Genomic DNA, 25,115 nt, shown 5'->3' with positions numbered 1-25,115 from the left:
CTCCTCGATGGAGCCCCGTGATGAGGAAGCTGCCGCCAGGCGCCACGTGCAGGGTCGAGGGGGCATTCGTGGCGGGGCCTGTCAGCCATCCCGATCTCGATCCCGAGCTGGTTTTTCGCGAAGAGCTCGTTCTCGTCACCTCACCTGCAATTCGTGCGATGCAAGATTTGGCCGGTATCGCCGATCTGAAGACCATCGTCTTCCAGATCGGATGTTCCTATCGGCAGCGGCTGGCGTCCCTTCTTACCGATATCGGCATCGTCACGTCGAAGCCGCTGGAATTCTGCTCCCTCGACACGATCATCAGCTGCGTGTAGCCGCCCGGGAGGGCCGGGTTGCGATCAACGAGCTTTCGCCGGAGCGATCGCTGGTGGATACGCTCTTCGTGCGCCGCTCGGATGCCTATACATCCAGTGCCATGACCGCGTTTCTGGACATGGTGCGCTCAATTTATTCCGCTTAGCTCGAAGCCATGATCTCCTGCCAGGCGCTGTAGGCCGAAAGCACGGTTTCCATCTGCGCGGTATGGCCGGCGATAAATGCCTCGCCGTAGATGGTCTCATCCGGATATTCCGTGATCAGCGTCATCGGCACCGTGTGGCGATCGTCGATGTTGGCGAGGCAGGGGAAGCCGTTGATGATGCGGAAGCTCGTTTCACCGGCATGCGTTTCGTAAAGTGCGATCTGACTGTTATTGTAGTCCAGCAATCCCGGTATGGAGCCGAGGTGCTTGGTGACCTTGTCCAGAAGCCGCTCCGCCTGAGCTGCCCAACCGGCATGATAGCGGGCAATCAGGAAAAAGCCCTTCGGCAGCGTCCACATGGCGAAATTGCGCGGGACATAGCCTGAAAGCGGACGTGTCCATTCATGTGCGGGGTAGCCATGCAGGTTGACGTGCAGCTGCGCGCCGCTCAGCCTCTCCGCCTTGAAGCGGATTTTCTTCTCATAGAGATAGGGGCCGGCGTTTTCCTCGGTGCGGTATTCGAGATCGTCGCCGAGCGCCGTATAGCGGGCGGCATGATACATGTGGCGCGGGCTATCCTTGCGCAGGCGCTGATGCAGCGCGTAACCGTCCGGATTTTCCAGTGGCGAGATGGTAAAATGTGCGCCTTCGATCCCTGCGAGCTGTTGTGCGGCACGCAGCGCGCCCGCGCCACCGGTCGTCTCATTGGCGTGCTGTCCACCGCTGATCATCACGGCCGCGTCGCGGCCCTTGATATAGCGTGCCCTGACGGCCCGGCCGGAGCGGGTTACGGCCTCGAACGCCTCGCCGCCGATCTCGGTGAGCACGGCTTCGATCTGCTGTACGGCCAAAGGTTCCGTTGCCGTCTCGATCCGCTGTTCGACCCCGTCCCAGTAGCTGGAAGTCAGCGGCTGCGTTTCCACCTTCACTGAGACTTCGCCTGATGATGGCAGGATCTGCGGAACGATCTGCCCGGGCTTCAAGCCGCGGTCGCCGAGCGGCCGGCCGGATTTCTTCTGGAAGAATTCGAGCAGCGAGAAATAGAAGTCCTCGTGCAGCGCTTCCCGCAGGCTCATGACTTCGTCGCCGACGGGCAAGGCCTCATCGGTCGCCGGCAGGGTGACGCGGATATTCAGTTCTTCGAAATAGGGTTCGCTTACGCCCCAGTCGAAATGAGTGATCACGGCGATGGTCTCCTCGAAGAGCTCTTCGTAGTCCGTAAGCAGCCGCTCGCCCGTAACATTGCCCTCGTGCGCCAGCCAGCCGGTCGGAGAAACGCTCGTTTCACCCGCCGCATCGATATGGACGTGGTTGGGCACCAGCACCTTCAATTGGCGCTCTTGGCCGGCATCGCTCTTCAGCAGAACGTCGTAATGAAATTCGCTGTCGGTTCTTGCGACGAAGGCGATCTTGCGATTTCCGACCATCGCCGCAAGCGGATAGGCTTCCAGCCGAAAGCGATTGTCAGGCGCATTGGGATGCACAGGGTATTGGATTTCGATCGTATCCACACCCTGCAGATCGATGTCTTCGATGAAGGCATTCACCAGTGGCTTGTAGGCGCTGCGAATGCGGGCCTTCACGCCCTTTTCCTCAAGCTCGCGCTCCGCCTGTTGACGGCTCTGCCTGTCATCGAAGGTCCACGCCTCGAAATTACGGCCGGCCTTCGCATCCGCGACGAGCCGCAAGAGCGTCCGCTCGAAGCGTCTTTCGAAAATCAGAGTCATGATGTCTTACCTTGTCGTTCTGCCGGTCGGATCGAGGCTGTCGCGCAGCCAATCGCCGAGGAGATTGAGGCCGAGTACGGTCAAAAGGATTGCGACGCCCGGGAAAAGGCTCACCCACCAGGCTGTCTGCAGATAAGTGCGGCCATCGGCCAGCATGCCGCCCCAGCTCGGAATTGTCGGGTCGACACCCATGCCAAGGAAGGTTAAGCTGCTTTCCAGGAGAATGTTGGTGGCAATGTTCAGCGTCATCAGCACGATCACGGGGCCGATGAGGTTCGGCAGCAGATGCTGGAAGATGATGCGCCAGTCTTTAACGCCGATCGCGCGCGCCGAGAGGATGAACTCGCGCTCGCGCAGGCTTAGCACCGAGCCGCGCACGAGGCGCGCATACTGCACCCATTGTGAGACGATCAGTAGGATGATGGTGTTGGTGAGGCTGCCGCCGACGATGGCGATGAAGGTGATTGCCAGAAGAATGAAGGGCATGGCGAGCTGGATGTCGGCGAAGCGCATCAACAGCATGTCCCAGATGCCGCGATAGTAACCCGCTGCAAGCCCCACCAGTACGCCGAGGACCACGCCACCGAGCACGGAGGTAAGGCCGACCAGCAGAGATATCTTGCCGCCCGCGACGACGCGGGCCAGCACATCGCGCCCAAGCGGATCGGTGCCGAAGGGATGGGCGAGGCTGGCGAAGGGCCTGGCAAGCCTGGCCATCAGGTCGATCTTTTCAGCGGAACCGGGAAAGAGGACGTCGGAGAGAAGAACGGCGAGGCAAATGACGACGGTGAACAAAGCGCCGAATATGAATTCGAAGCTGAGGAAGCGCGAACGCCGTGAGATCGTGGCGGCCATCGGCATTACTCCGTGCGGATACGGGGATCGACGAGCCCATAGGCGATGTCGACGAGAAGGTTGACGCCGACGATGAACAGCGCCAGCACGGTGATCACGCCCTGCAATACGGGGTAGTCGCGGGCACCTACCGCATCGAAGGCCAGAGTTCCGAGACCGGGCCAGTTGAAAACGCGCTCGATGACGACGATACCGCCGAGCAGTCCGCCGAACTGGATGCCGAAATAGGTGATGAGTGGTATCGCGCAATTGCGCAGTGCATGCTTGTAAAGCACCTTGTTTTCGCTAAGACCCTTGGCGCGCGCAACCATAATATATTGCGATTGCAGTGTTTCCAACATGGCGGTGCGCACCAGGCGTACATTCGTCGCCGTCAGGATCACGCCCATGGTCACGGCCGGCATGACATAGCTCGAAATCCCGACCATGCCGCTCGGCGGCAACCAGCCGAGCGTGATGGAAAACAAGAGAACAAGCATGAGGGCCAGCCAGAAGTTCGGGAAGGAAAGGCCAAGCAGCGAGAGAACACGGATGATCTGGTCTGCCGTCCTGCCGCGCGCCGTCGCTGCCTTGATCCCGAGCGGAATGGACAGCGCGATCGACACGACCATGGAGATGAAAGCAAGCAACAGCGTCGCAGGCAGGGCGTTGGCGATCAGTTGCGAAACAGGCGTGCCGCCGGTGAAGCTGCGGCCGAAATCAAGCGTCAGCAGCCCCTTCAGGAAGGTGAAATACTGGGCAAGGAAGGGTTGATCCGTGCCAAGGGCTGCGCGAATGCGCGCAAGATCCTCTTCCGTCATGCTGCCGCCGCCCTGGAACATCATCACGGCAGGATCGCCGGTGAGGCGGATGGCGAATGAGACGAGAAGGGTGATCGCGATCACGACGAAAATCGCCTGCAGCAATCGCTTGATGAGAAAACCGGCCACGTTCTTACCCCGAGAGCTTTCGCAAGACGCCGCCGTCCGAACCGGCGGCGTCTTGCTTGATGATTAGTCGACGGTGACTTTGTTCAACTTGATGCGGGTATCGGGTGCGGGCACGAAGCCCTTGACCCGCTTGCTGACGCCATAGATCGCATTGCTGTTGTAGAGCGGCAGTTCGAGCGCCTTGTCGGCGACATACTTGCCGATGTCCTTGAGCACTTTCTCGCGCTCGGCGCGATCGGTGAGAGGACGCTGCGATTCCAGCAGTTTGTCGAGAGCGGCATCCTTTTCGTAGGGATTCCACTTTTCGCCGGAGTGGTACATCGAATAGGCGGTGTTGTCGTAGTCGAAGGTCCAGCCACCCCATTTCTGCTGGAACATCGCGCCGGTCTTGCCCTGCGGGATGATGTCGTTCAGCAGAACGTTGGTTTCGTATGGCTTGATGGTCGCCGTCAGGCCGACCATCTGCAGGTAGCTTGCCACGACCTGCGCCACCTCGTTCATCGTCGCGTCGTTGCCTCGAATGTCGATCTGCAGTGTAGCGCCGGGCTTCACGCCGGCTTCGGCGAGCAGCTTCTTGGCGCCTGCCGGATCATAGGGAAGTGGCTTCAGGTCGGCATCGTAGCCGAAGGACAGGGAGTTCTGGAAGCTGACGATTTCGGTCCCCTGGCCTGCGAGGATCGACTTGACGATCGTGTCGCGATCAACGGCCATGACGATCGCCTTGCGCACGCGCGGATCGGCGGTGATGCCGTCGCGGGTGTTGAAGCGCAGCGCATCGACCGTCGGGCCGGGAACGCTGGCGATTTCCAGCTTGGAATCGCCCTGGACGACCGGGAGCATGCCGATGGGGATGGTCGGCGGGATGACGAGATCGACGCGGCCGGCCTGAAGCTCGGCAACAGCGGTCGCCGGCTCGCTGATGAAGCGATATTCGAGCTCGGAAAGCTTCGGCGCGCCGCCCCAATAGTCCGGATTGGCTTCGAGCTTGATGTTCACCTTCGGCGTATAGGAAACGAATTTGAATGCGCCGGTTCCGACCGGATTGAGGTTGAAATAATCCTCGCCCTTTTCCTTGATGTATTTCGGCGGAACGATCATAGCGCCATAGCCGGCAAGCTTGGTCAGCAGCACCGGATCGGGCGTTTTCAGCTTCATGTCGACCGTGTAGTCGTCGATGATATCAACGCTTTCGATCGCGGTGTAGTTCGAACGCTGCGGTCCCTTGGCGCCCTGTTCGCCAAGCAGGCGATCGAAGGTGAACTTCACCGCTGCGGCATTGAAGGGCTCGCCATCATGAAACTTGACGTCGTGGCGGAGCTTGAAACGGATGCGCTTGCCCTGATCCAGTTCTTCCCAGGATTCGGCAAGGCCCGGCACCAGCTTGAGGTCGGGGCCGCGATAGGTGAGGCCATCGAAAATATTGGTCGAGACAGCAGCCCATGCCACAAGGAACGTATCGATCGGGTCCCAGCTACCGGGATCCTGCGACGACGACACGGTGAGCTTACCTGCCGCAAAAGCGGGCTCGGCGTTGATGGCGGCGCTCGACAGGACGAGCGCTGTCAGAGCGGTCTTCAATCCCCATTTCATTCTTTTCATTGAACCTGTTCCTCTTCAGATTGTTGCAATAGCTCAGAATTGCTCAGGCGCTTTTCGCGATGAAATGGCCCGAATTAATTTCCTCGCGTGCGAGAATAGCTGGCTCGTCGCCGACGCGACGGACTGGATTAGGAATTTCGCCCTCGATCGGCGCAGTCTTGCGCTCGATTGTCGGATCGGCGACCGGCACTGCGGAGAGCAAACGACGGGTGTAGTCGTGCATCGGCGTTTCGAAGACCTGCCGGCGGCTGCCGATCTCCATGATCTGGCCGAGATAGAGCACGGCAACGCGGTGGCTGATCTTCTCCACCACGGCCATGTCGTGGCTGATGAATAGATAGGCAAGGCCGCGTTCCGCCTGTAGATCCATTAAGAGATTGATGATCTGGGCCTGGATCGAAACATCGAGGGCGGAGAGCGCCTCGTCGGCGATGATAAGCTTCGGGTCGGAGGCGAGAGCGCGGGCGATGCAGACGCGCTGGCGCTGGCCGCCGGAAAACTCATGCGGATAGCGATCGACATGGGCTGACGTCAGCCCGACGCGTTCCAGCAGCTCGTCCACCCGGCGGCGAACCGCCTTCGATCCAGTGATGATGCCGTGCGTGTTGATCGGTTCTGCGATCGAGAATCCCACAGTCTTGCGCGGATCGAGCGAGGCGAAGGGATCCTGGAAGATATACTGCACGTCGCGGCGAAGCCGGAAGCGTTCGAGTTGCGACATGGCGGCAAAGCTCTTGCCGCTGAAGGTGATTTCGCCGGAGCGTGCCTTCTGCAATTGCTGGATGGTGCGGCCGATGGTCGACTTGCCGGAGCCGGATTCGCCGACGAGGGCCAGCGTCTCGCCGGGATGTATGTCGAAAGCGACCTTCTGGACGGCACTGCAGCGATGCGTGACCTGGCCGAATATGTTCTTCTTGATATCGAAGCGCACAAAGAGATCGCGCACCTTCAGGAGCGGCGGCTGGTCGTAGCGGGCGGTATTCTGCACCCGCTCCTCGCCGACGACTTTCGGCGTGCCGCCGTCGAGGACGGTCAGCGGCATGCGTTTCGGAAAATCCTGACCGGTCAAGCTGCCAAGCTTCGGCACTGCGGCCAGGAGTGCCTTCGTATATGGATGCTTCGGATCGGCGAATATCTCGCGAACCGGGCCTTCCTCGACCTTCTTGCCCTTCCACATGACCACGACATCATCAGCCATCTCGGCAACCACGCCCATGTCATGGGTGATGAAGATCATACCCATGCCGAGTTCCTTCTGCAGATCCCGCATGATGTTGAGAATCTGCGCCTGGATCGTCACGTCGAGCGCCGTCGTCGGCTCGTCTGCGATCAACAGCTTCGGACGGCAGGCAAGCGCCATGGCGATCATGACGCGCTGGCGCATGCCGCCGGAGAGCTGATGCGGATAGCGGTTCAAAAGGGCCGCCGCATCCGGCAGGCGTACCATCTCCAGAAGGCGACGCGCTTCCGCCATGGCGGAGGATTTGCCAATGTTTTCATGAAGAAGAAGGACTTCGCAGATCTGGTCTCCGATGGTGAAGACGGGATTGAGCGAGGTCATCGGCTCCTGGAAGATCATGGCGATCTCCTTGCCGCGAACGGAGCGCATGTCCTTCTGCGAGAGCTTGAGCAGGTCTTTCCCGTTGAAGAGGATGCTGCCGGTCTCGAAGCGCGCGCCCATCATATCGGCAAGGCGCATGATCGAAAGCGAGGTCACCGATTTGCCGGAACCGGATTCTCCAACAACCGCGAGCGTCCGGCCCGGTTTGACTGAAAAGGAAAGCCCCTCGACCACGCGGTTTTCGCCGAACCGCACGGTCAGATCCGCCACAGACAAAAGCGGTTTGTTGTCGCCCGTCGCATTCGTCATGCTCTTACCTCGGCCTTGGGAAGGTTATTCATGGCGCACGAATTGGCAGCGCCGTCGCCCTTTTCATCAAACACGCTGAAAACCTCGCCGAGGTCGCCTTTGAGATCGGATACTAGCATGTACGCGCTCATATCAATTCAAGCCTGGCAAGGCGGGGTGATGTTTTTCTACAAAACGGGCGTTCCATGAACATCTGTATCCGCGTTCCCATTATATTTGTTGGGGCATGAGATAGCATCAAACAACAATCGGGTCTATATTGTTCAACAATTTCTGTACGCGCAATCGAAAAAGGGGACAACCTGCACAAAATCGTCCAACGGACTTTGCTGTTGGGGTAATTCGCCAGCTGAAGGCAAGCATGGGATCGCCACTCGCTTTCCAGCAAATGCTTGATATAGGCAAGCATCGGAAAAGATTTTGCGCAGGCGCCGGGAGAGCAAATGAAGCAGACACATCTTGCAAGCATCGAGCCGACGGCCGTGGCGGAGACCGGGCAGACGGTTGCGGAGCTGACCGCCGCTCGCATCCGCGAGCGCGTGATCAGCGGCACGCTTTCACCCGGCAGCCATCTGTCAGAGGCCGCTCTTTGCGAGGAGCTGCAGGTCTCGCGCAACACATTGCGCGAAGTTTTCCGGCTGCTGACGAAAGAGGGCGTACTGCGCCACGAAGCCAATCGCGGCGTCTTCGTCTCCACGCCGAGCATCTCGACGATCATGGATATCTTCCATATTCGCCGCCTGATCGAATGCTCGGCGCTCGCCAATGCACACCACCGTCACCCGAGCGTCGACAAGATGCGCGCCGCCATCGATGCCGCCGTCCAGCATCGCGATCGTGGCGAATGGCTGGAGGTCGGCAGCGCCGATATCGCCTTTCATGCCGCCATCGTCGAGCTTACCGACAGTCCCAGACTTTCCGCCTTCTATGCGCAAATCTCACTGGAGCTGCGTCTCGTCTTCGGCCTGATCCGCGATCCCGAATATCTGCATGCTCCCTATGTCGGCCAGAACGCGACCATTCTTGCGCATCTGGAGGAGGGGGCACCCGCGAGTGCCGCCGACGCGCTGGAGAAATATCTGTTCCAGGCCGAGCGCTTCATCCTGGCTGCCTATTCGAGGGCGATGCCCGGCTGACACCAGTTTCTGTCATTGATATGATGAATGATGTGGACAATCCCCGCCGGATGGGTCCAGGCTCGATGCAAGCATTTGCGTCTGGATCCGCTTTGACGGAAGGATATGCAGCACCCCGGATGTAGGCGTGATGTCCATCGGGCAGCAAAGCCGGCTTTTGCTGCAATCGATCAGGGCGGCTCTGCGCCGATCAATCGGAAAATCAATTTTGCAACGGGTCAAGACGGATGATGAGGTTATGGACGCGCAATCCTTGACGACCTCGAGCATGGCCACGGCGATCCAGCAGGTATGGGCGTCGCCGCTTTATCGCGGCGCCACGCTTGCGCTGTTTCTGTCCGGGCTCGCGACATCCGCTTCGCTGCCGCAAATCGTTCTCTTTCTCGTCAAGGAACTCGGAGCCTCCTTGCCGGTGGCGGGGCTCTATTATCTGACCGGCCTCACCGCGCCGATCGCCGGCTACCTCGTCGGCAGCTACTCCGACAGGACCGGACGACGTCTTAGTCTCTTCCGGCTTTGCGCCATCGCCGGCGCTGTCGGTTGGGCGGGGATTGCCCTTTCGACCAAGTCGTGGATGCCGTTCACGATCGGCACCATCGTTCTGGGTTTCTCCGGATCTGCGACGTCGCAGCTTTTCACCGGCATTCATGACGATCTCAAAGCAAGGGGAACCGCCGCCAACGACAGCGTGGTGGCGATCATCCGAATAGCCCTGACGGCCGGCTGGGTCATCGGGCCGTTTCTGGGCGCCTGGTGCGCTGTTGAAATCGGCCTTCGCCCCATGCTGTGGGGAACGGCGATTTGCTTCTTCGCGCAGATCATTCCGCTCGGAACCCAATACACCCTGGCCGCCCCCCGGCAGCGAGCGGATAAGAAGACCGATGCCGCCAGTCGCGTCGGCTGGTCCGAAATGCTGCCGCTTCTGGCATTCACCGGCCTCTACGTTCTCGTCTATGCCGGCGAGCCGATCAAATACGGTTTCCTGCTGCTCTACATGCAGGACCAGCTCAAGCTCGACCCCTCCATTCAAGGATCAGTGATCGGAACGCAGCCGTTTATCGAACTCATCCTGATGCCGTTCAGCGTCCTTTTGGCGCGACGGATAGGCATTCTCTGGATGATGTGCATCGCCGCGATCTGCGGCGTGATGGCCAATCTGTGCTTTGCGGCCTGGCCGACGGCCGCGGGCATGTTTGCCGGCCAGATTCTGATGGGCGGGGTATGGGGGCTCTATATGGTGCTCGGGCTGATCGTTGCCCAAAGGCTTCTCCCGAATGCGGTCGCGACGGCTTCGGCGATCTTCATGAGCTCCTCTGCGCTTGCCAGCGCGCTTGGCGGCGGCGTTGGAGGTGCAGGTGTCGCCTATCTCGGGCTTCCGAACGTTTTCTATCTTCCGGCACTGTTCTCCCTGGCCGCGGCCATCGGCCTGGCGGCCATGGCGCGATCGGGTGCCATCAGATAGGGACTTCATGCCACAAGACCGGTATTATTTCATTTCGTCAGGTTCCGGCCGGCGCCAAACCTGCTACAAGCGCTTCGCCCGGATTTCGGGTGATTTGCCAGATCCTCGACCCCGCCAATGATCCGCATTCTTCCTGATGTTTTCCGCGACCCGACCATTCGGGTGAGCATGCTTGCCATTTTTGCCTTTGGTTTTGCCGGCGCGGCCACATCACCCTATCAGTCGATCGTCGGCATCCGCGAACTTGGCCTCAGCAATGGGCTCTATTCGACGCTGATCTTCTGCGCGGCGGCGGTGAATGTCGTCGTCAGCATTCTGCTTGGAAATCTGGCGGATCGGCTGGGCCAATACCGCGTGATGATGCTGACGGTCGCCGTTTTCGGCGTGCTGGGTTATGGCGCTGTCTATGTCGTGCCGGCGCAGGCAACCTTCGTTCTCAGCGCCTTGTTCTTCCTGCCGGTCTATGGCTCGCTCAACTCGCTGCTCTTTGCCAATGTCCGCATTGCGACAAGCGGAATGGAGCGCAACGATGTCGCCACGGTCAATTCCGGCGTGCGGGCGATGATCTCGCTCTCCTGGGTGTTGGTGCCCGGCATAACCGGCGCCCTGCTTGCAAATTCGGCGAGCATGCTGCCGGCCTATCTGTTTGCCGGACTTGCCTGCGTTGTCTGCTTCGGATTGATCGCCGTTTTTCTTCCGCGCCAGGACGGCACCGACAAGGCGGCCGCACACCATCTTTCCTATCTTGCGGCACTGGGCGAGGTTATTTCGCCACCGGTCTTCGTGCGCCTGATCGCGGTGGCACTGATCAGCAGCACGCTGCATGTCAATGGCGCCATCCTGCCGCTCATCGTCACCGGCGCGGCGCACGGAACCGTGGCCGACATCGGTATCCTCGTTGGGATCGTAGCCCTTCTCGAAGTCGTCTTCATCATCGTGTGGGGACGCGCGCAGCGGATCATGACCCATGTCATGGCGCTTGCGATCGGCACGGTCATCTATGTCGTCTATCTGCTGCTGCTCGGATTGGCTTCGGCGCCCTGGCACGTCTATGCGCTGACCCTCGTCAGCGGCATCGGCGCTGCGGCGCTTATCAGCATTCCCATCACCTACCTGCAGGAGCTGATTGCCGAGCGCCCGGGTTTGGGCAGCGCTCTCATATCGGTCAATATCTTCCTGAGCGCGGGCTTGAGCGCTTTTCTCTTTGCCATCGGCACGGCGATCAGCAGCTATTCCGGGACGGCCCTTATCGGTGCTGCCGCCGGCTTGTTGGGCCTTGCCTTGCTGCTTTTCTTCGAAAAGGCCAGGCGGCATAACTAGCCTGCTGATCATCTCCGACAATCGGTATTGACGAGGAACCCTCCGTCGACTAAATCATCAAGTCATCTGATGACTTGATGATAACTGATCATGCGCGCCCTGACCAAAACCACACTTGCGGACAATGCCGTCGAAGCAATTCGCGGTGAAATCACCGCCCGGCGTTGGGTCGTCGGTGAAAGGCTGCCGAACGAAGCCTCGCTCTCGTCCATGCTGTCGGTCAGCCGCGGCACGATCCGCGAGGCGGTGAGGGTGCTGGTCTCGCAAGGCTATTTGGAGACGCGGCAAGGGTCCGGCACCTATGTGCGTTCGGCGACGGATGTCAGCCGCCCCCTGGACATGGCCCGCCGCGCCGGATTGCGCGATCAGTTCGAGGCCCGGCTTGCGCTTGAGGTCGAGGCCGCGCGGCTCGCTGCCTTGCGCCATTCGCCGGAAGTTGTTCCGCAGTTGCGCGCCTTGCTGGTGAGGCGCGGAAACTATGCCGGCGGTGACAAGGCCGCGTTCATCGAGCGTGACCTTGCCTTCCACAAGGCAGTCGTCGCAGCTTCACGGAACAGGGCGATGATCGAACTCTACGAATTCTTCTCCCTCTCCATTGCCGAGACGATCGAGGCGACGCTTGGCGAGGATATTCCAGAACCGGATATGCAGGCACATATCGCGATCGTCGATGCCATCGAAGCCGGCAATCCCGAAGCGGCCGATGCCGTCGTACGCCGCTTCATGGCTCCCATCGTTGCCACTCTTGATCGGTTGCTGACGTCATGACCATGTCTTCGCAAAATGCTGCTTCCGTCGAATTGATCGATGCTGAAGCCGATGAGATTCCGGCGCCGCGGCCACACCGGGCCAAATCGCCGATCGGCAGGTTTCTGCTGGGTGCAAGCCTCGTGCTCATCGCGTTCAATCTCAGGCCGGTCTTTTCGAGCGCATCGGCGCTTCTGCCGGAAATCAGGACCGGACTTGGCATTTCGGCCCTCGGCACCAGCATCCTCACGACCTTGCCCGTGGTCTGCATGGGGCTGTTTTCGCCGTTCGCGCCAAGGCTTGCGCAGCGCATGGGAACCGAGCGTGTCTTGCTCGGTGTCATCTTCCTGCTTGCGCTTGGCACGATGCTACGCGGATTTTCCTCCATTTCCCTGCTGTTTCTCGGAACGGCATTGACCGGTGCATGCATCGCCATTGGCAATGTGCTGCTGCCTGGGCTCGTCAAGCGCGATTTCCCGGACAAGGCCGCCCTGATGACGGGCTGCTATACGATGGCACTATGCGCCGGCGCGGCAAGTGCCGCCGGGCTCACGCTTCCGATCGAGCATGCTCTCGGTGGATCGCTCGGCGGCGCGCTTGCCGCGTGGGCCTTGCCCGCCCTCGTGGTTGGATTCCTCTGGTTGCCGCAGGTGATCAAAACGCGCAGCCAAGTGCGTCGGAATGGATTTCGCGTCACCGGCCTCTGGTCGGATCGCATCGCCTGGCAAGTGACGCTTTTCATGGGGCTGCAATCGGCATTGGCTTACTGCATCTTCGGCTGGCTCGTGCCTATCCTGCGCGAACGCGGTCTCGACGGCGTGACCGCCGGCGCGATTGTCTCCGCCTCGGTCATGGTGCAGGCGGCAGCGTGCCTCGTCGCACCTCATATCGCCGTCAAGGGCAGGGACCAGCGCGCTATCAATGTCATCCTCTGCCTGATAGCGGTTGCAGCACTGCTGGGCCTGCTCTTCGCACCACTTTGGACGGTCTGGTTCTGGGCCGTGCTGCAAGGCATCGGGCAGGGCGGATTGATTGCCGTGGCGCTGACGGTGATCGTGTTGCGGTCGCCCGACGCGCATGTGGCGGCCCATCTCTCAGGGATGGCGCAATTCGTCGGCTACCTGCTCGCCGCGATCGGTCCGCTGGTCGTCGGCATGATCCACGGCTGGACGGGAAGCTTCGCCTGGAGCTCCGTATTGTTCGTGCTGCTCGGTCTCGGTGCCACAATCAACGGCTGGTTTGCCGGCCGCGCGATCACCGTCAATGCCAAGACGATTGAAACGCCCTGATCCCGCAGCGTCCTGATCGCGCAGCGCAATATCGCCAAGGTGCTGGCGGGACGGGCCACGCGAAGGCGGATCGAAACGTCGTCAGAGCATTTTCAGGAGCGCACGCAGCAATTTCCCGTCCCGAAGGCGCTGGAAAAGGGCGTTTCCGCGATTCGAAGAAAGCGGAACTGCTTCAAGTCAGCCGGCTTTCCGCTGCCGTCGAACCGGTTCAGCAGCCGGCGTAGTTTCGGTCGCGTTCTTGGCATGGCCTAGGAGCGCTTTCTTCGCCAGCGTCGATCGCGTGGCTGCATAGGTCGCCGAGACCATCGGATAGTCCGCGGGCAAGCCCCATTTCCTTCGATATTCTTCGGGCGTCAGGCCGTACTTGGTGTTGAGATGCCGCTTCAGCGATTTGTACTTCCCGCCGTCTTCCAGGCAGATCAGATATTCATCGGTAATTGATTTCTTGATCGGTACCGCCGGCTTCAGCGACTTTTCTAATGTCGACGGCTCAGCTTGCGGGGAACCCGTAAGCGCGGCATATGTATCTAAGATGAGTCGCGGCAAATCCTCCGGTGCGGTCGCGTTGTGGAGAACGTAGGCCGAGACGATCTTGCTTGTCAGCTCAATAAACCTCTCATGGCTGGCAGTATTTTCTCTTTTCATTTCCGGCCTCACGTCGTGTTTTTTTACTCATGTATCTAAAGTTGTTTTTACTTTCAATTAAAATAACGAAGGCCTTATGTATTCTGCGTATGTTATCATATTCGTAGTAAATATGCTCACCGCTAAAGTTGAAATCCATTAAATTTTCATTTTGTTACAATATTTAAATTTCACTCTCGGTCCAGGTACAGCGGCGCACAATTGGTGGCTGGCCTGCCCGTGGGCAAAGCGTCTGCCGCGCATCGGTGAACAGGTGGGCGAAGTTGTGTTCTACGCCATATTCCAGGCCAGGAATTTCCGAGAAATCGGCGAAGTCGCCCTCCGTCCGTTGCGAGCCAGGTGCAATTCGACGTCATCTGCCCGCGGACATAGTCTGCTGCCGATAATGGGGAAGGATATGATGCTCGGTCAGGGGAGCCATAGCTATATGTCCGGGATTGTGGGGCGATACCCAGCGGATCTCTTCGATCTCCGCCGCTGCCGCAATTGCCGCATCGCCCACATGCAGCCGGAATATATCCGCAATGACGGTATGATCCGGTTCGTTGGCAGCAGGCGCCTGGAAACGGCCGATGAAAATCAGGTCCTTCGTCTCTGCTGCAAGGCCCAGCTCTTCGAAGAGTTCTCTGACGAGCGCCTTTTCCGCCGTTTCCTGCGGTTCCACCTTGCCGCCGGGCTGCATAAAGGCGGCGGTACCGCGCTTGCGCACGAGCAGCGTATCGCCATCCGGGCGCAGCACCAGGGCCGCCGCTATGCGTATCGTTTTCGTCATGCCATGATCTGATCGGATTCGCGGGCGAGTTTCAACGCTCATAATGTCCGTGCATAGTTCGATGTCATATGGACGCTTCGCGCGCGGGCATGTTCGCTGCTACGGCTTCATCAGATGCTGGCGGAAAAATTCCGCGACTGCGGCGTTGAATTGCCTATGAAACGCGATGCGATCGAACCCCGGCGCGTCGGTGCAGGCATCGGACGATGGCCGTATTTCCGGACAAGGCGTCAGAAACGACAGATGTACGGCATTGGGGACGACCCGAAAGTCAGGCCTTTCTGGCAATAGCCGTGCAAGCGTTGCGACGTTTTCGGGCGATGCTCCACCGCCTCCTCCAAGTTCTGAGCCCCAAAGCTGAAGCGGAACTTTGACATCTTTCACGCTGTCGGTGGTCGGGAATACGATGCTCAATGGGGCGGCGACAATGACCGCCTTAGTGCGGGGGTCGTGGGTCAATGACTGCGGCGGCAATGGCCGCCGGGGAGGCTGAGTTTGGCCCGCCGACGGGCAGCCAGCTGCTTTCGGATCTGCACAGCGCGGTGGCAGCTTGGTGAAATCCGGATTAGCTCCCGCAACGACGAGACCCGTATATCCACCCTGGGAAAATCCGTAGAAGCCGATCCGCTAAGGGTCGATCTTCGCGGCATCGGGGGAAACGTCAAGCATGAAATCGATAGTGCGTTTGATATCGGCAGGGCGCTCGATCAATACGCCAAGACCGCTTGCCTTGCTCATGTCGGCATGATTGGCATGCGGATGATTGATGGCAACGACAATGAAGCCGGCGTCGGCAAGTGCTTCTGCCGTATCGTGATGGCCCAGATACCAGCCGCCATAGCCATGCGAGACGATGATGAGCGGTAACGCCTCGCCCGCAATCGGGCAATCCGGCGTTGCTGGTACTACCAGAGTTCCGATCCTCACCTCTGTTGGAGGGGTTGCGCAAGGAAACCACATGGCGGCGTCGATCGCCGGGTTATCCGCGTCACCTGAAATGTGAATGAACTTCAAACCTGCCGCATATCCCGATGGCGCGACAAGAGAGAGTGCGGCCGCGAGGACAAGGCTGAAGCGGATCATTACAGCTGCTCCATTTAACCAGAGATATACGCTGCGCGATGGGCTGCGATAGCAAGGTACGCAGGCCTGTAAACCACATGACGACGCGAAGGCGGCATATGCTGACCGCGAACGCCATCTAGCTACCTTGCATAAACAGATAGCTTGTTATATTCATCTTGTAAACAGAGGCGTTCATGACTGACTCGATTCAAGTTCAATTGCGGAAGGGTGTTCTCGATCTATGCGTCCTGGCCGTGCTGTCGCGGGGCGAAAGCTACGGCTATGAGATCGCCAGCACGCTGGTCGCAGCCGTCGGAATGGGGGAGGGAACGATCTACCCGTTGATGCGCCGAATGCAGAATGACGGCCTCGTCGCCACCCGTATCGTCGAGTCGAGCAATGGTCCCCCGCGCAAATATTATCGGCTCACGCCGCTCGGCCGTTCGATTTTTGAAGCCCATCGCCGTGACTGGCGCTCGCTAGCAAGCTCCGTCGACAAGCTACTTGAGGATTTGCCATGACCAGGGACGCATTCTTGCGCACGCTGAGGCTGGGACTTGCGGGCCTTCCTCCAGACGAGATCGACGATATCGTGGCCGATTACGCAGCCCATTTTGCTGAATCCGAGGCCTCCGGCCGAAGCGAGGAGGAGGTTGCAGCCGCGCTTGGCGATCCGGGCAGAATTGCGCGGGAGCTGCGTGCGGATGCGGGGCTGCGCCGCTTCGAGGCCCATTGGAGCGTGCCGAACCTTCTGGCCGCGATGATGGCGCTGGCCGGCCTCGCCATCGTCGATATCTTCTTCCTGCTACCTCTGCTCCTTGCCGCGATCTTCGTCACGCTTGGCCTTGCGATCGCACTGGTAGCCGTCGGCGCCGTCGGCCTGAAGATCATCGTTATGACCGTACTGTTTCATATCGGCTTGCCCTCCGTCGGTATGCTGGCCCACCTGCTTATCGGTGCCGGGCTGGTGAGCTGCTTCGTGGGCGGTGGCGCATTGCTACTGATGGGATTGAGTTTGGGCATACGCATGCTTGGGCAATATGCCCGACTGCATTTCCGCTTGGCGCAAGTAGACGAAGGTCGAGCTTGATCGCCGGACTGCACATCGTTGGAGGAAATGGACAATGAACGGGAAATTGGCGACTGTCGCGACGACCGGATTGATTTGTGCATTCGTTTTTCTAGCGCTTGGTATCGGGCTTTCCGGGCCGGATTGGGCAAACGCAGGGCATTGGTGGAGTGGCATACAGTCCAGTTGCGGATCTGCAGCATCCGGCAGCCGGCAGGTTATCCTGCCTTTCAGCTCCAATGGCAGCCTGGCGATCGATATTCCCGCCTCCGTGCAATATCAGCCGGGCGGAAAGGCGGAGGCCGTCATCAGCGGCGATCCCGCTCTTCTTAGCCATGTGAGGCTGGAAGGTGGGAGGCTGAGCCTGGACTGCAACCCGGGCTGGTCCAGCTCCAAATTCGAAGTCAGCCTGTCGGGTCCGCTCGTCACAGACTGGAAGGTGCGCGGCAGCGGCGATCTTGCCTGTCGCAGCTCGATCAATCCGATCTGCGTTTAAGCATATCCGGAAGTGGCAGCGTCGCCGCCACGGGTAGCGCACGCACCGTCGATCTGGAGATTTCCGGCTCAGGTGCCGCACGGTTGAAAGATCTTGCCGCCCAATCGGTAAAGATCAGGGTTCGGGGCAGCGGCGACGCCCAGGTTGCCGCTGCCGCCGATGCGGACATATCGATCAGCGGAAGCGGCAATATCGAGCTGTACGGGCATCCGGTCCTGCGGCGCTCCGAGATCAGGGGCAGCGGCCGCCTCGTGCAGGTGCCATAAACCTGCTCCTGGCGGCCTTTTCCTGGTCTCAGACGACGCCGCCGAGGCAGACATATTTGATTTCGGTGAATTCCTCGATGCCGTAGCGCGATCCCTCGCGGCCGAGGCCGGAGAGCTTGACGCCGCCAAACGGCGCTTCGGCCGTCGAGATCAGGCCGGTATTGACCCCGACCATGCCGTATTCCAGCGCTTCGGCGACGCGGAAGACGCGGGCGAGATCCTTGGCATAGAAATAGGAGGCGAGACCGAATTCGGTGTCGTTGGCCTGGGCGATGACATCGGCCTCGTCCTTGAAGCGGAAGAGGGGAGCGACCGGTCCGAAGGTCTCTTCTCTCGCGACGGCCATCGCCGGTGTGACATTGGCAAGTACGGTCGCCTCATAGAAACGTCCGCCGAGCTGGTGGCGATGACCGCCGGCAACGATGCGGCCGCCTTTGGAGAGCGCATCGGCGACATGCTCCTCGACCTTGGCAAGGGCTGCCTCGTCGATCAGCGGGCCGAGATTGATGCCTTCATCGAAGCCGTTGCCGGTCTTAAGCCCGCCGACGGCTTTTGCGAGCTTGTCGGCAAAGGCATCATAGACGCCGTCCTGCACATAGAGACGATTGGCGCAGACGCAGGTCTGGCCGTTGTTGCGGAACTTGGCGATCAGCGCGCCTTCGACGGCGGCATCGAGATCGGCATCGTCAAACACGATGAAAGGTGCGTTGCCGCCGAGCTCCAGCCCGAGTTTCTTGATGGTCGGCGCACTCTGCCTGTAGAGCTCGGCGCCGACTTCGGTCGAGCCGGTGAAGGTAAGCTTGTGCACGATCGGGCTTGCGGTCATCTCGGCGCCGATGGCGCGGGCAGAGCCGGTCAGCACGCTGAACAACCCCTTGGGCAGGCCGGCGCGTTCAGCCAGGATCGCAATGGCGATCGCCGAGAACGGTGTCTGCGAGGCCGGCTTCAGCACCATGGCGCAGCCGGCGGCAAAGGCAGGACCGGCCTTGCGGGTGATCATGGCGTTGGGGAAATTCCAGGGGGTGATCGCCGCGACAACGCCGATCGGCTGCTTCATCACCAGAATGCGCTTGTCCTTCTGGTGGCCGGGGATGATGTCGCCATAGACGCGGCGGGCCTCTTCGGCAAACCATTCGATGAAGCTCGCGCCATAGGCGATCTCGCCCTTGGCCTCGGGCAGCGGCTTGCCCTGTTCGGCCGTCAGGATGCGTCCGAGATCGTCCTGGTTTTCCATCATCAGCTCGAACCAGTGCCTGAGAATGCCTGAGCGTTCCTTGGCGGTGCGGGCGGCCCATTCCTTCTGCGCGACTTCGGCCGCGGCAATCGCCTTCTTGGTCTCGGCAGCTCCGAGATTGGGAACATAGCCGATGATTTCGCCCGTCGCCGGATTGTCGACCTTGATCGCGTTGGATGGATCGGCCTCGATCCAGTCGCCGCCGACCAATGCCGCCTGTCGGAACAATGTTGCGTCTTTCAAATTCATGACTGCCTCCTCGCGCTTTCGAACGTTGATGAAAAGCGGCGTCCTCGTCCGCTCTCAAAGGGTAACGCTTAAGGAACGATAATCGGCTGTGCCTTTATTGAAGCTTCGCCACTTCCGCACCGGTAAACAGGCTACCATGTTCGCACCAGGATTTGGGAGCGGATACTCCGGCTGCCAAACCTGAAACGGAATTCCATCCGGCGGCGCGGCGGCGCGGTGAACGGATGGTTGCGACGAGGCGGCCGAGTCTCGACCGTTCAGCTCCTCCTGAATCGTGAGCGAAATTCGCGCGGCGTGCAGTTTTCCCGCTCGTGGAACAGCCGCGAAAAGTAGAACGCGTCGTCGATTCCGACCTTGGCGGCGATGATCTCGATCTTGTCGTCCGTCGTTGCCAGGAGTTCCTTGGCATGATCCATGCGCACCCTGAGCTGAAAGCCTTTCGGCGGCAGTCCGACTTCCCTTGCGATCTTTCTGCGGAATGTCGCGGGCGACATTCCATATTCGGCGGCGAAGGCCGCGATATCGAGGGGTTGCGTCGCCCTGCGCCGAAGCGCCTCGACGATTTCGCCCATATCCGCTCCTTCCTGAAGGGAAGGCGTGGTCTGGCTGGCCTGTTGCGCCGCCAGGATGACGATCTGGTGGAGCAAAGCGGCCGCTGAGGCTCTCGCAAGGTTCGAATCTTCGAGCAGATCGGCGTGAATGCCGCCAAAAAGGCGCTGGATGCGATCGAGATTGCGCAGATTGACGAGCGGAGCCTGCTCGCTGATGATGTGCAGCCTCAGAAAGTCCCGCACCAGAGAGCCTTCGAAAAGCGCCCACCGCTCGCTCCAGCCATCTACATCCGGGCCGTATGAGTGCTGCCGGTTTGGAAAGAGCCAGAAGAGGGCCGGGCCTTTCACATTCCGGCGACCGCAAGCGTCGGTATCGAGAAAGCCCTGGCCGTTCTCGACGAGAACCACCGCATAGCTCGGCAGTTTCCGCGCCTTGACGGCGTGCATGGCATGCTGCCTTCCGCTGCCGGTGATAGCTAATCCGCCAGCGGCCGCAAGGGGTGATCGGTAAACGGCTTCTGTCGGTCTCACGATGAGCGAAAAGTCCAGTATAATTTTCGTCCATGTAATGAAACATCACCAGTGGTTAGATTCAATGGGCAATTACATCGAACCATGGGCGAGTGAAATGTCGATTTCCCTGCAGGCCATGCAATCCGGCGGGCGCGAGCTCAATCTTGTCGCCAACGGAAAAGTTCTTTCCGTCGCGCCTGATCGGCTCGGCTATCTGACGCCGACCGATCCAGCGATCGGCATCGAAGCCATACGCCGCAGTTACGAAGAGAATGGCTATGTGTGGCTCAAGCGTTTCCTGCCGCGCAAAGACGTCATCGACTTTCGCGGCTGGGTCTTCGGCCATATGGCGACTACGGGACTGATCGAGAAGGGAACGGATCCGAAAGATGGGATCGCGTCTGCCGCCGCACCCGAAGGCAGGGACGTCGATCGCTGCCTGATGTCGCTCGTCCGTTCGGTCGCTTATGAGGGCTTCTGCGCGCAGCCCCGCATGTCCCGCTTTATGGACGAATTCCTGTCGGGCATTTCCTATCTGCACAAGCGCAAGATCATGCGCCATGTCCGGCCGGGGACCACGACGGCGACGCCGGCTCATTACGATCTGGTCTATCTTCGCGGCGGAACCAGCCGGATCGTGACGGCATGGATACCGATCGGCGATATCCCGATCGAAATGGGTGGCCTCACCTATCTAGAGGGATCGCATGCCATCGGCGCCAGGATGGAGCGCGAGTTCAGCGAGCAGAACAAGGATCTCAGCCCCGAGGAGCGTGTGAGTGCGTATAACCGCAACATGACGGAGGGGGGCTGGGTTTCAAAGGATCTGCCCGATATGGCGGAGCGCTTCGATACGCGCTGGCTGGTCGCCGATTATGAGGCCGGGGACGTCATGCTCCATTCGCCCTTCATGATTCACGCCTCGACCACCAACCAGGACAGGCGGCAACGACTGCGTCTCTCCACGGACATTCGGTATCAGAATGTCGAGGACGAGATTGATATCAGGTGGAACAACCATTGGACGCTCGGCGACATGCTGTGATCATGCCGCCGCCGGCTTGCGGTCGATTGGCGAAGTCAAAGCAGGAAACTGGGCAGCGCGCCTCAATCGTGACCGCCAAGGATGCGCTCGATTTCCTCGACCCGATCGCGGCGGCGCTTCAGGCGTTTGCCGATGCGGCCGAACCAGCGTTGGCGTTTGGTCGCCTCCCGGCTTGCCTGGAGCTGCTCGATGAAGATTTCGCTGACTGGCTCATTTTCGAGCCGATCGAATATCCAGCAGAAGGACACAGGCAATTTAACCACCTGGAATTGTGGCTTCGCGGTGGCGGCATCTTCGGCGATGATTTCCTCCAGAACGATCTGGTCCCACATGTCAGGCTTGGCAAGGCAGCCTTCTCGCCAGCGCTCGATGAGTTGCGCCGCCCCAGGGGTATCGTTGATGAGAATCGTCGCGCTGATGAGGCGTTCATTGGCTTCGTAATAGACCGCAAGGTCGCACTCGAGCTTGCGAAGTTCCGGCCAGGGATTGCGATGGAAGACCGCGTCGACGTCGACGTAAAGCATAGGTCCGCGCTGCCTCGCCCTTTCCCGCTGCAGGAAGCCGGGTTTCAGCCCGGCATTCAATACCCAGCTGCCGGCGCTCGGCACGGGCGTCGCCTGAATGCTCAGCCCGATACGCTTGGCGGAGCGAACCATGCGGTCCTTCTCGTGTTCGTAAAAACTGCCTTCGGTGAAGAAGGCGACGATCGGGCCGTCGGCGGTGGTTGCCGTGGATTTGCGGTCGGCCAGATCTTGTTCTGCCGGAAATGGGACAATCAATGCACGCTGCTGCGCCGTCCAGGGACGAATTTTATTGAGGATATTCAAAAGGCACCTTCGGAGTTAGTGGATTTCAATCGGATATCCGCCGCCACAGCCCCAAAAGCGTTGCGGACAAGATTGAATGTTGGGATGAATTGAGCGCTTTGTCCGGCCGCTTTTGGAAACGTCACCCCTGACGTCGATACCGGATTGGCAAACTGTTTGATCTTCGCTAATCGATTGTCATGTCCGATAATGTCATCAAGTTTGAACGTCGTCCTAAGCCAAAACCGCCGAGGCAAACGCCTCCTTGGCTCAAGCGTCTGCTGGCGATCCTGGCCGTCATCGCATTTTTCGTAGCAGCCTTTGCTTATTTCACGCTGAAGGGCGGCGCGGCCGGCCCGACTTTCTGATCAGCACGCGATTTATGCGGTCTTGGACCGATTTCTTGATCGTCTGAGAAGCCGTCGCTTAATTGCGGAATAAACGCTGCGCGACGCCGTATAAGATTTTCCGTTGCCGACGAACGGGTATTTACTCAGCTATTTCAGGTCGTTGGCGAGAATATCTCGTGCGTGCATAGCCCAGCTATGGGTGGAAGTTTATCCTCGAGTTTCTATATTTTAGGGATGTTCATGGTCTGGCAAACAGGAAGAGGAGCAGGACATGACATTGACCTCGCAAGACGTCACCTCCGTACTCGGCCCTGTGGACGAGACCCTTATCGCCGAAATTGTTGCAATAGGCGCAACGCCGACGGAATTGTCCGAGGCTTGGGCTTGGGTCAACAGCGATGAGGCTTTGATCGGCGAAGGCCGCCATCTGCCTGCCGGCAACGTGGCAGCCTTGGTGGATCTGCTTTCGGCCGATGAAGAGGAATGGGAAGAATAGGATTTCATGCCCTCTGGTTCGGGCTTTACGCGAACCATGCCGGCCCTGGGTGCGGCATGGCTCGCGGGCGATCTATCGCTTCTAAAGCTCGACTTTCACGTTCTCGCCCATGTCAGGCCTCGAATTCGAAACGGCGGCAGCGGCCATCTTGATGTAGCTGATGATGGTTCCGGGGCTGTCCCAGTATTCGGCGAAAGATGGCGTCACTTTCAAGACGCGAATGGATGGATCGTCGGCGCTGTGCCACCGGGCCTTGGCAGCCGTCGTCCAGAGGTCTTCCACGCGCTCGCGGTCGTTGCTGATTTCCGCCATGCCGGATATCGAGACATATTTCTGGCCCTTCGTGTCAGCGAAGGCCAGGCAGACATTCGGCCAGCGAGCGATCTCCTCATCCTTGTGGCCGGCGACATCGGTCAGGAAATAGATTGCATTCTCTATCGGTTCTGGATGTGCGGCCATCGGTCGGGCGCGCAGGCTGCCGGACGTTTGAGTGGTCAGCATACAGATGCCGATCTTCTCGACAAGTTCCCAAACGCGGGCGTTCTCATCGGTATCCATAATGGTGATCTCCTTGAGTTACTTTTGGCGTGGGTGTGGGGACAGTCGGCCCGACGCAATCTCACGGCTGTTCGCGGGTTCCCGGTGAAGCCTCGCGCTCGTCCGCGTCTTCAAGGTCGCTTTGCACGATGAAGGCGTCATCGGGCTGACGCGCTGCTTCCTTTGCCGCCTCGATGTTGGGCAGGTCGTCGGGACCGCGCTCTTTGAGATGCTCCGAGGCGGCGTCGAGTTCACCTTTGGTCTGATTGGCTGCCGTCGGCCGATGGCTGGGAGAACCCGTATCGCGCTCAGCCGCCGTCTTGCTATTTTCTCGTCGCGGATCCGTCATGTCGATTACCCGTTCGTCTGGTTTGCAAGTTCGTCTGGTTTGCAAGAGCTCGCTTCATCTAGGATGCAGCGCGGCCGAAGACCTTTCCGGATGAGGAGATGTCCGGCCACATCAATCGAACCGTACGGCGGCCACAATGTTCCGCATTGGCGAGGGCGATACCTTTCTTTGCGCGTGGCGAAGGTCGATCGTCCTATCGACGAGATCACGATTTCGCCGATACCGGGTCGAACAAGGGAACCTTGAACCCGCATTTGCGTCTTCCTACGTGAGCAATAACCGAGGCTTTATGAGCTCGGTTGCCATCACGTCTATGAAGAGTGAGTAATTAAAATGGAAGATAAAACCAAAACTATCGAAGATCTCAGCGTTGAAGAGCGCGAGGAAATTCTCATCGATGTCGCCCGGACGCTGGAAGGCACGGCGCGTGAAGCTTTTGTCGAGGGCAACAAGCAGTTTGCGGCGCTTTCCACCAACATGGCGGAAGCAATCCGGGTCAATGCCGACGAACTGGCCCGCGATGATCCAGAACAGGCCGAAGAATTGTTGCAGCAGGCTGTCGCAATGATCTCGCAGTTCAATGCTACTCATCCTTACCGGTTGATCAGCACAGCTGTTCACTGATCGGCTTGAGGTCCTAGTTCCTGCTTCGACAAAAAACCCCGGAGGATTTCGATGTCAGAACTCATCGTGCTTGGTTTCGATAATGCCGACAAAGCGGACGCCGTTCTTAATCGTCTCGTCCAGCTCGAGAAGGAATATCTGATCGACCTCGAAGATGCGGTCATTGCCGTTCGCGACGAGGCCGGCAAGGTCCGTCTCAAGCAGAGCGTCAATCTGACGGCGGCAGGTGCCGCAAGCGGCGGGCTTTCCGGCGCGCTGTGGGGTTCGCTCGTGGGCCTGCTGTTCCTCAATCCCCTTGCCGGACTTGTGGTCGGCGGCGCAATCGGTGCCGGTTCCGGCGCTCTCGCAGGATCGATGGCCGATTACGGCATTGACGACGATCTCATCAAGAAACTCGCCGAAGCCATTCCCACGAACAGTTCCGCGCTCTTCCTGCTGATCCGCAAGGTCCAGCCGGAGAAAGTGCTTGCCGAATTCAAGGGCGAGCATGCAAGGTTGCTGCGCACCTCGCTTTCGCCCGATCAGGAAACGCGACTGCGGCAGGTTCTCGTCGACGAGACGACGCCGACATCCGCGGCTTCCGCCACGGTTTGAGCTCAAAGCCTGATCTGTGACCATCGATTAAGGACCGTGCTTCCGGATAGGAAGCGC

26 protein-coding genes and 1 pseudogene are annotated in these 25,115 nt (G+C 59.6%); 14 read left to right on the top strand and 13 right to left on the bottom strand.

What is annotated here, in order from left to right; translation table 11 throughout:
• The first annotated feature begins 20 nt into the window (after positions 1-20).
• Positions 21-317: a LysR substrate-binding domain-containing protein gene (locus tag HGP16_RS12845; RefSeq protein WP_246703476.1), complete on the top strand. Its 297-nt coding sequence runs from the start codon at positions 21-23 to the stop codon at positions 315-317.
• Between the two features lie 142 nt (positions 318-459).
• On the opposite strand, the gene HGP16_RS12840 is transcribed toward HGP16_RS12845, so the two are convergent.
• The 5 genes from HGP16_RS12840 to HGP16_RS12820 all read right to left on the bottom strand — a co-directional run bounded on the left by HGP16_RS12840 (position 460) and on the right by HGP16_RS12820 (position 7,443).
• Positions 460-2,190: a M14 family metallopeptidase gene (locus HGP16_RS12840; protein WP_168840380.1), complete on the bottom strand. Its 1,731-nt coding sequence runs from the start codon at positions 2,188-2,190 to the stop codon at positions 460-462.
• A 6-nt stretch (positions 2,191-2,196) separates the two neighbouring features.
• Positions 2,197-3,045: an ABC transporter permease gene (locus tag HGP16_RS12835; RefSeq protein ID WP_168840379.1), complete on the bottom strand. Its 849-nt coding sequence runs from the start codon at positions 3,043-3,045 to the stop codon at positions 2,197-2,199.
• A gap of 5 nt (positions 3,046-3,050) precedes the next feature.
• Positions 3,051-3,974: an ABC transporter permease gene (locus HGP16_RS12830; RefSeq protein ID WP_168840378.1), complete on the bottom strand. Its 924-nt coding sequence runs from the start codon at positions 3,972-3,974 to the stop codon at positions 3,051-3,053.
• 63 nt (positions 3,975-4,037) lie between these two features.
• The gene (locus tag HGP16_RS12825) at positions 4,038-5,573 is read right to left on the bottom strand and encodes an ABC transporter substrate-binding protein (RefSeq protein WP_168840377.1); all 1,536 of its coding nucleotides are present in this window, start codon (positions 5,571-5,573) and stop codon (positions 4,038-4,040) included.
• A gap of 43 nt (positions 5,574-5,616) precedes the next feature.
• Positions 5,617-7,443, bottom strand: coding sequence for an ABC transporter ATP-binding protein (locus tag HGP16_RS12820; RefSeq protein WP_168840376.1), 1,827 nt, complete (start codon positions 7,441-7,443; stop codon positions 5,617-5,619).
• Positions 7,444-7,886: 443 nt separating this feature from the next.
• Here HGP16_RS12820 and HGP16_RS12815 point away from each other — a divergent pair, with 443 nt between their 5' ends.
• The 5 genes from HGP16_RS12815 to HGP16_RS12795 all read left to right on the top strand — a co-directional run bounded on the left by HGP16_RS12815 (position 7,887) and on the right by HGP16_RS12795 (position 13,397).
• A complete protein-coding gene (locus tag HGP16_RS12815) occupies positions 7,887-8,579 on the top strand; it encodes a GntR family transcriptional regulator (protein WP_205926535.1) in 693 nt (230 codons plus the stop codon).
• A 238-nt stretch (positions 8,580-8,817) separates the two neighbouring features.
• Entirely contained in the window at positions 8,818-10,041 is a 1,224-nt protein-coding gene (locus HGP16_RS12810) for an MFS transporter (protein WP_168840375.1), read from the top strand.
• Between the two features lie 117 nt (positions 10,042-10,158).
• A complete protein-coding gene (locus tag HGP16_RS12805) occupies positions 10,159-11,361 on the top strand; it encodes an MFS transporter (RefSeq protein ID WP_168840374.1) in 1,203 nt (400 codons plus the stop codon).
• A 90-nt stretch (positions 11,362-11,451) separates the two neighbouring features.
• A complete protein-coding gene (locus HGP16_RS12800; protein ID WP_168840373.1) occupies positions 11,452-12,129 on the top strand; it encodes a FadR/GntR family transcriptional regulator in 678 nt (225 codons plus the stop codon).
• On the top strand, positions 12,126-13,397 hold the full coding sequence (locus tag HGP16_RS12795; RefSeq protein WP_168840372.1) for a CynX/NimT family MFS transporter: 1,272 nt from the start codon (positions 12,126-12,128) through the stop codon (positions 13,395-13,397). Before HGP16_RS12800 ends, HGP16_RS12795 begins: the two co-directional genes overlap by 4 nt.
• A gap of 177 nt (positions 13,398-13,574) precedes the next feature.
• On the opposite strand, the gene HGP16_RS12790 is transcribed toward HGP16_RS12795, so the two are convergent.
• The 3 genes from HGP16_RS12790 to HGP16_RS34540 all read right to left on the bottom strand — a co-directional run bounded on the left by HGP16_RS12790 (position 13,575) and on the right by HGP16_RS34540 (position 15,897).
• Positions 13,575-14,042, bottom strand: a complete 468-nt coding sequence (locus HGP16_RS12790) for a MucR family transcriptional regulator (protein ID WP_168840371.1) — start codon at positions 14,040-14,042, stop codon at positions 13,575-13,577.
• Positions 14,043-14,394: 352 nt separating this feature from the next.
• On the bottom strand, positions 14,395-14,814 hold the full coding sequence (locus HGP16_RS12785) for an NUDIX domain-containing protein (protein WP_168840370.1): 420 nt from the start codon (positions 14,812-14,814) through the stop codon (positions 14,395-14,397).
• A gap of 627 nt (positions 14,815-15,441) precedes the next feature.
• Positions 15,442-15,897, bottom strand: a complete 456-nt coding sequence (locus tag HGP16_RS34540) for a hypothetical protein (RefSeq protein WP_312862918.1) — start codon at positions 15,895-15,897, stop codon at positions 15,442-15,444.
• Positions 15,898-16,073: 176 nt separating this feature from the next.
• On the opposite strand from HGP16_RS34540, the gene HGP16_RS12775 reads away from it, so the two are divergent.
• From HGP16_RS12775 to HGP16_RS12765, 3 genes and pseudogenes are all read left to right on the top strand, one after another.
• The gene (locus HGP16_RS12775; RefSeq protein ID WP_168840369.1) at positions 16,074-16,400 is read left to right on the top strand and encodes a PadR family transcriptional regulator; all 327 of its coding nucleotides are present in this window, start codon (positions 16,074-16,076) and stop codon (positions 16,398-16,400) included.
• Positions 16,397-16,969: a DUF1700 domain-containing protein gene (locus HGP16_RS12770; RefSeq protein WP_168840368.1), complete on the top strand. Its 573-nt coding sequence runs from the start codon at positions 16,397-16,399 to the stop codon at positions 16,967-16,969. The genes HGP16_RS12775 and HGP16_RS12770 overlap by 4 nt, the downstream gene beginning before the upstream one ends.
• Before the next feature lie 34 nt (positions 16,970-17,003).
• Positions 17,004-17,710: pseudogene (locus HGP16_RS12765) on the top strand (GIN domain-containing protein).
• Positions 17,711-17,738: 28 nt separating this feature from the next.
• On the opposite strand, the gene gabD reads toward HGP16_RS12765, so the two are convergent.
• Both gabD and HGP16_RS12755 read right to left on the bottom strand, forming a co-directional pair.
• Positions 17,739-19,193, bottom strand: coding sequence for an NADP-dependent succinate-semialdehyde dehydrogenase (gabD, locus tag HGP16_RS12760; RefSeq protein ID WP_168840367.1), 1,455 nt, complete (start codon positions 19,191-19,193; stop codon positions 17,739-17,741).
• A gap of 257 nt (positions 19,194-19,450) precedes the next feature.
• A complete protein-coding gene (locus HGP16_RS12755) occupies positions 19,451-20,275 on the bottom strand; it encodes an AraC family transcriptional regulator (RefSeq protein WP_168840366.1) in 825 nt (274 codons plus the stop codon).
• A 97-nt stretch (positions 20,276-20,372) separates the two neighbouring features.
• Between HGP16_RS12755 and HGP16_RS12750 the strand changes: the two genes are divergently transcribed.
• Positions 20,373-21,302, top strand: coding sequence for a phytanoyl-CoA dioxygenase family protein (locus HGP16_RS12750; protein ID WP_168840365.1), 930 nt, complete (start codon positions 20,373-20,375; stop codon positions 21,300-21,302).
• A gap of 62 nt (positions 21,303-21,364) precedes the next feature.
• Here HGP16_RS12750 and HGP16_RS12745 read toward each other — a convergent pair whose 3' ends face one another.
• Positions 21,365-22,129: a putative nucleotide-diphospho-sugar transferase gene (locus HGP16_RS12745; RefSeq protein ID WP_246703474.1), complete on the bottom strand. Its 765-nt coding sequence runs from the start codon at positions 22,127-22,129 to the stop codon at positions 21,365-21,367.
• Positions 22,130-22,308: 179 nt separating this feature from the next.
• On the opposite strand from HGP16_RS12745, the gene HGP16_RS12740 reads away from it, so the two are divergent.
• Positions 22,309-22,476: a hypothetical protein gene (locus HGP16_RS12740; RefSeq protein WP_168840364.1), complete on the top strand. Its 168-nt coding sequence runs from the start codon at positions 22,309-22,311 to the stop codon at positions 22,474-22,476.
• Between the two features lie 253 nt (positions 22,477-22,729).
• Positions 22,730-22,954 (top strand): hypothetical protein, encoded by a 225-nt coding sequence (locus HGP16_RS12735; protein ID WP_168840363.1) that lies wholly within the window; start codon positions 22,730-22,732, stop codon positions 22,952-22,954.
• A gap of 81 nt (positions 22,955-23,035) precedes the next feature.
• On the opposite strand, the gene HGP16_RS12730 is transcribed toward HGP16_RS12735, so the two are convergent.
• On the bottom strand, positions 23,036-23,512 hold the full coding sequence (locus HGP16_RS12730; RefSeq protein ID WP_205926534.1) for a pyridoxamine 5'-phosphate oxidase family protein: 477 nt from the start codon (positions 23,510-23,512) through the stop codon (positions 23,036-23,038).
• A gap of 61 nt (positions 23,513-23,573) precedes the next feature.
• Positions 23,574-23,840 carry a hypothetical protein gene (locus HGP16_RS12725; RefSeq protein ID WP_168840089.1) on the bottom strand — a complete coding sequence of 89 codons (267 nt, stop codon included), beginning with the start codon at positions 23,838-23,840 and terminating at the stop codon, positions 23,574-23,576.
• A 333-nt stretch (positions 23,841-24,173) separates the two neighbouring features.
• Here HGP16_RS12725 and HGP16_RS12720 point away from each other — a divergent pair, with 333 nt between their 5' ends.
• Together HGP16_RS12720 and HGP16_RS12715 are read left to right on the top strand one after the other, a co-directional pair.
• Positions 24,174-24,464, top strand: a complete 291-nt coding sequence (locus HGP16_RS12720) for a hypothetical protein (protein ID WP_168840362.1) — start codon at positions 24,174-24,176, stop codon at positions 24,462-24,464.
• A 51-nt stretch (positions 24,465-24,515) separates the two neighbouring features.
• Positions 24,516-25,058, top strand: a complete 543-nt coding sequence (locus HGP16_RS12715; protein WP_168840361.1) for a DUF1269 domain-containing protein — start codon at positions 24,516-24,518, stop codon at positions 25,056-25,058.
• Positions 25,059-25,115 lie beyond the last annotated feature (57 nt).

This window comes from Rhizobium sp. P40RR-XXII, assembly GCF_012641405.1.
GTDB lineage: Bacteria > Pseudomonadota > Alphaproteobacteria > Rhizobiales > Rhizobiaceae > Rhizobium.
This window is presented reverse-complemented; position numbering and strand designations above follow the sequence as displayed.

Bases quoted from the DNA above. Each gene is read 5' to 3' on its own strand.
- HGP16_RS12795 (WP_168840372.1), top strand. From the start codon at position 12,126: ATGACCATGTCTTCGCAAAATGCTGCTTCCGTCGAATTGATCGATGCT.
- HGP16_RS34540 (WP_312862918.1), bottom strand. From the start codon at position 15,897: ATGATCCGCTTCAGCCTTGTCCTCGCGGCCGCACTCTCTCTTGTCGCG.
- HGP16_RS12750 (WP_168840365.1), top strand. From the start codon at position 20,373: ATGTCGATTTCCCTGCAGGCCATGCAATCCGGCGGGCGCGAGCTCAAT.
- HGP16_RS12785 (WP_168840370.1), bottom strand. From the start codon at position 14,814: ATGACGAAAACGATACGCATAGCGGCGGCCCTGGTGCTGCGCCCGGAT.
- HGP16_RS12740 (WP_168840364.1), top strand. From the start codon at position 22,309: ATGTCCGATAATGTCATCAAGTTTGAACGTCGTCCTAAGCCAAAACCG.
- HGP16_RS12775 (WP_168840369.1), top strand. From the start codon at position 16,074: ATGACTGACTCGATTCAAGTTCAATTGCGGAAGGGTGTTCTCGATCTA.
- HGP16_RS12805 (WP_168840374.1), top strand. From the start codon at position 10,159: ATGATCCGCATTCTTCCTGATGTTTTCCGCGACCCGACCATTCGGGTG.
- HGP16_RS12810 (WP_168840375.1), top strand. From the start codon at position 8,818: ATGGACGCGCAATCCTTGACGACCTCGAGCATGGCCACGGCGATCCAG.
- gabD (WP_168840367.1), bottom strand. From the start codon at position 19,193: ATGAATTTGAAAGACGCAACATTGTTCCGACAGGCGGCATTGGTCGGC.
- HGP16_RS12835 (WP_168840379.1), bottom strand. From the start codon at position 3,045: ATGGCCGCCACGATCTCACGGCGTTCGCGCTTCCTCAGCTTCGAATTC.
- HGP16_RS12825 (WP_168840377.1), bottom strand. From the start codon at position 5,573: ATGAAAAGAATGAAATGGGGATTGAAGACCGCTCTGACAGCGCTCGTC.
- HGP16_RS12725 (WP_168840089.1), bottom strand. From the start codon at position 23,840: ATGACGGATCCGCGACGAGAAAATAGCAAGACGGCGGCTGAGCGCGAT.
- HGP16_RS12770 (WP_168840368.1), top strand. From the start codon at position 16,397: ATGACCAGGGACGCATTCTTGCGCACGCTGAGGCTGGGACTTGCGGGC.
- HGP16_RS12840 (WP_168840380.1), bottom strand. From the start codon at position 2,190: ATGACTCTGATTTTCGAAAGACGCTTCGAGCGGACGCTCTTGCGGCTC.
- HGP16_RS12720 (WP_168840362.1), top strand. From the start codon at position 24,174: ATGGAAGATAAAACCAAAACTATCGAAGATCTCAGCGTTGAAGAGCGC.
- HGP16_RS12735 (WP_168840363.1), top strand. From the start codon at position 22,730: ATGACATTGACCTCGCAAGACGTCACCTCCGTACTCGGCCCTGTGGAC.
- HGP16_RS12790 (WP_168840371.1), bottom strand. From the start codon at position 14,042: ATGAAAAGAGAAAATACTGCCAGCCATGAGAGGTTTATTGAGCTGACA.
- HGP16_RS12820 (WP_168840376.1), bottom strand. From the start codon at position 7,443: ATGACGAATGCGACGGGCGACAACAAACCGCTTTTGTCTGTGGCGGAT.
- HGP16_RS12815 (WP_205926535.1), top strand. From the start codon at position 7,887: ATGAAGCAGACACATCTTGCAAGCATCGAGCCGACGGCCGTGGCGGAG.
- HGP16_RS12845 (WP_246703476.1), top strand. From the start codon at position 21: ATGAGGAAGCTGCCGCCAGGCGCCACGTGCAGGGTCGAGGGGGCATTC.
- HGP16_RS12730 (WP_205926534.1), bottom strand. From the start codon at position 23,512: ATGGATACCGATGAGAACGCCCGCGTTTGGGAACTTGTCGAGAAGATC.
- HGP16_RS12800 (WP_168840373.1), top strand. From the start codon at position 11,452: ATGCGCGCCCTGACCAAAACCACACTTGCGGACAATGCCGTCGAAGCA.
- HGP16_RS12715 (WP_168840361.1), top strand. From the start codon at position 24,516: ATGTCAGAACTCATCGTGCTTGGTTTCGATAATGCCGACAAAGCGGAC.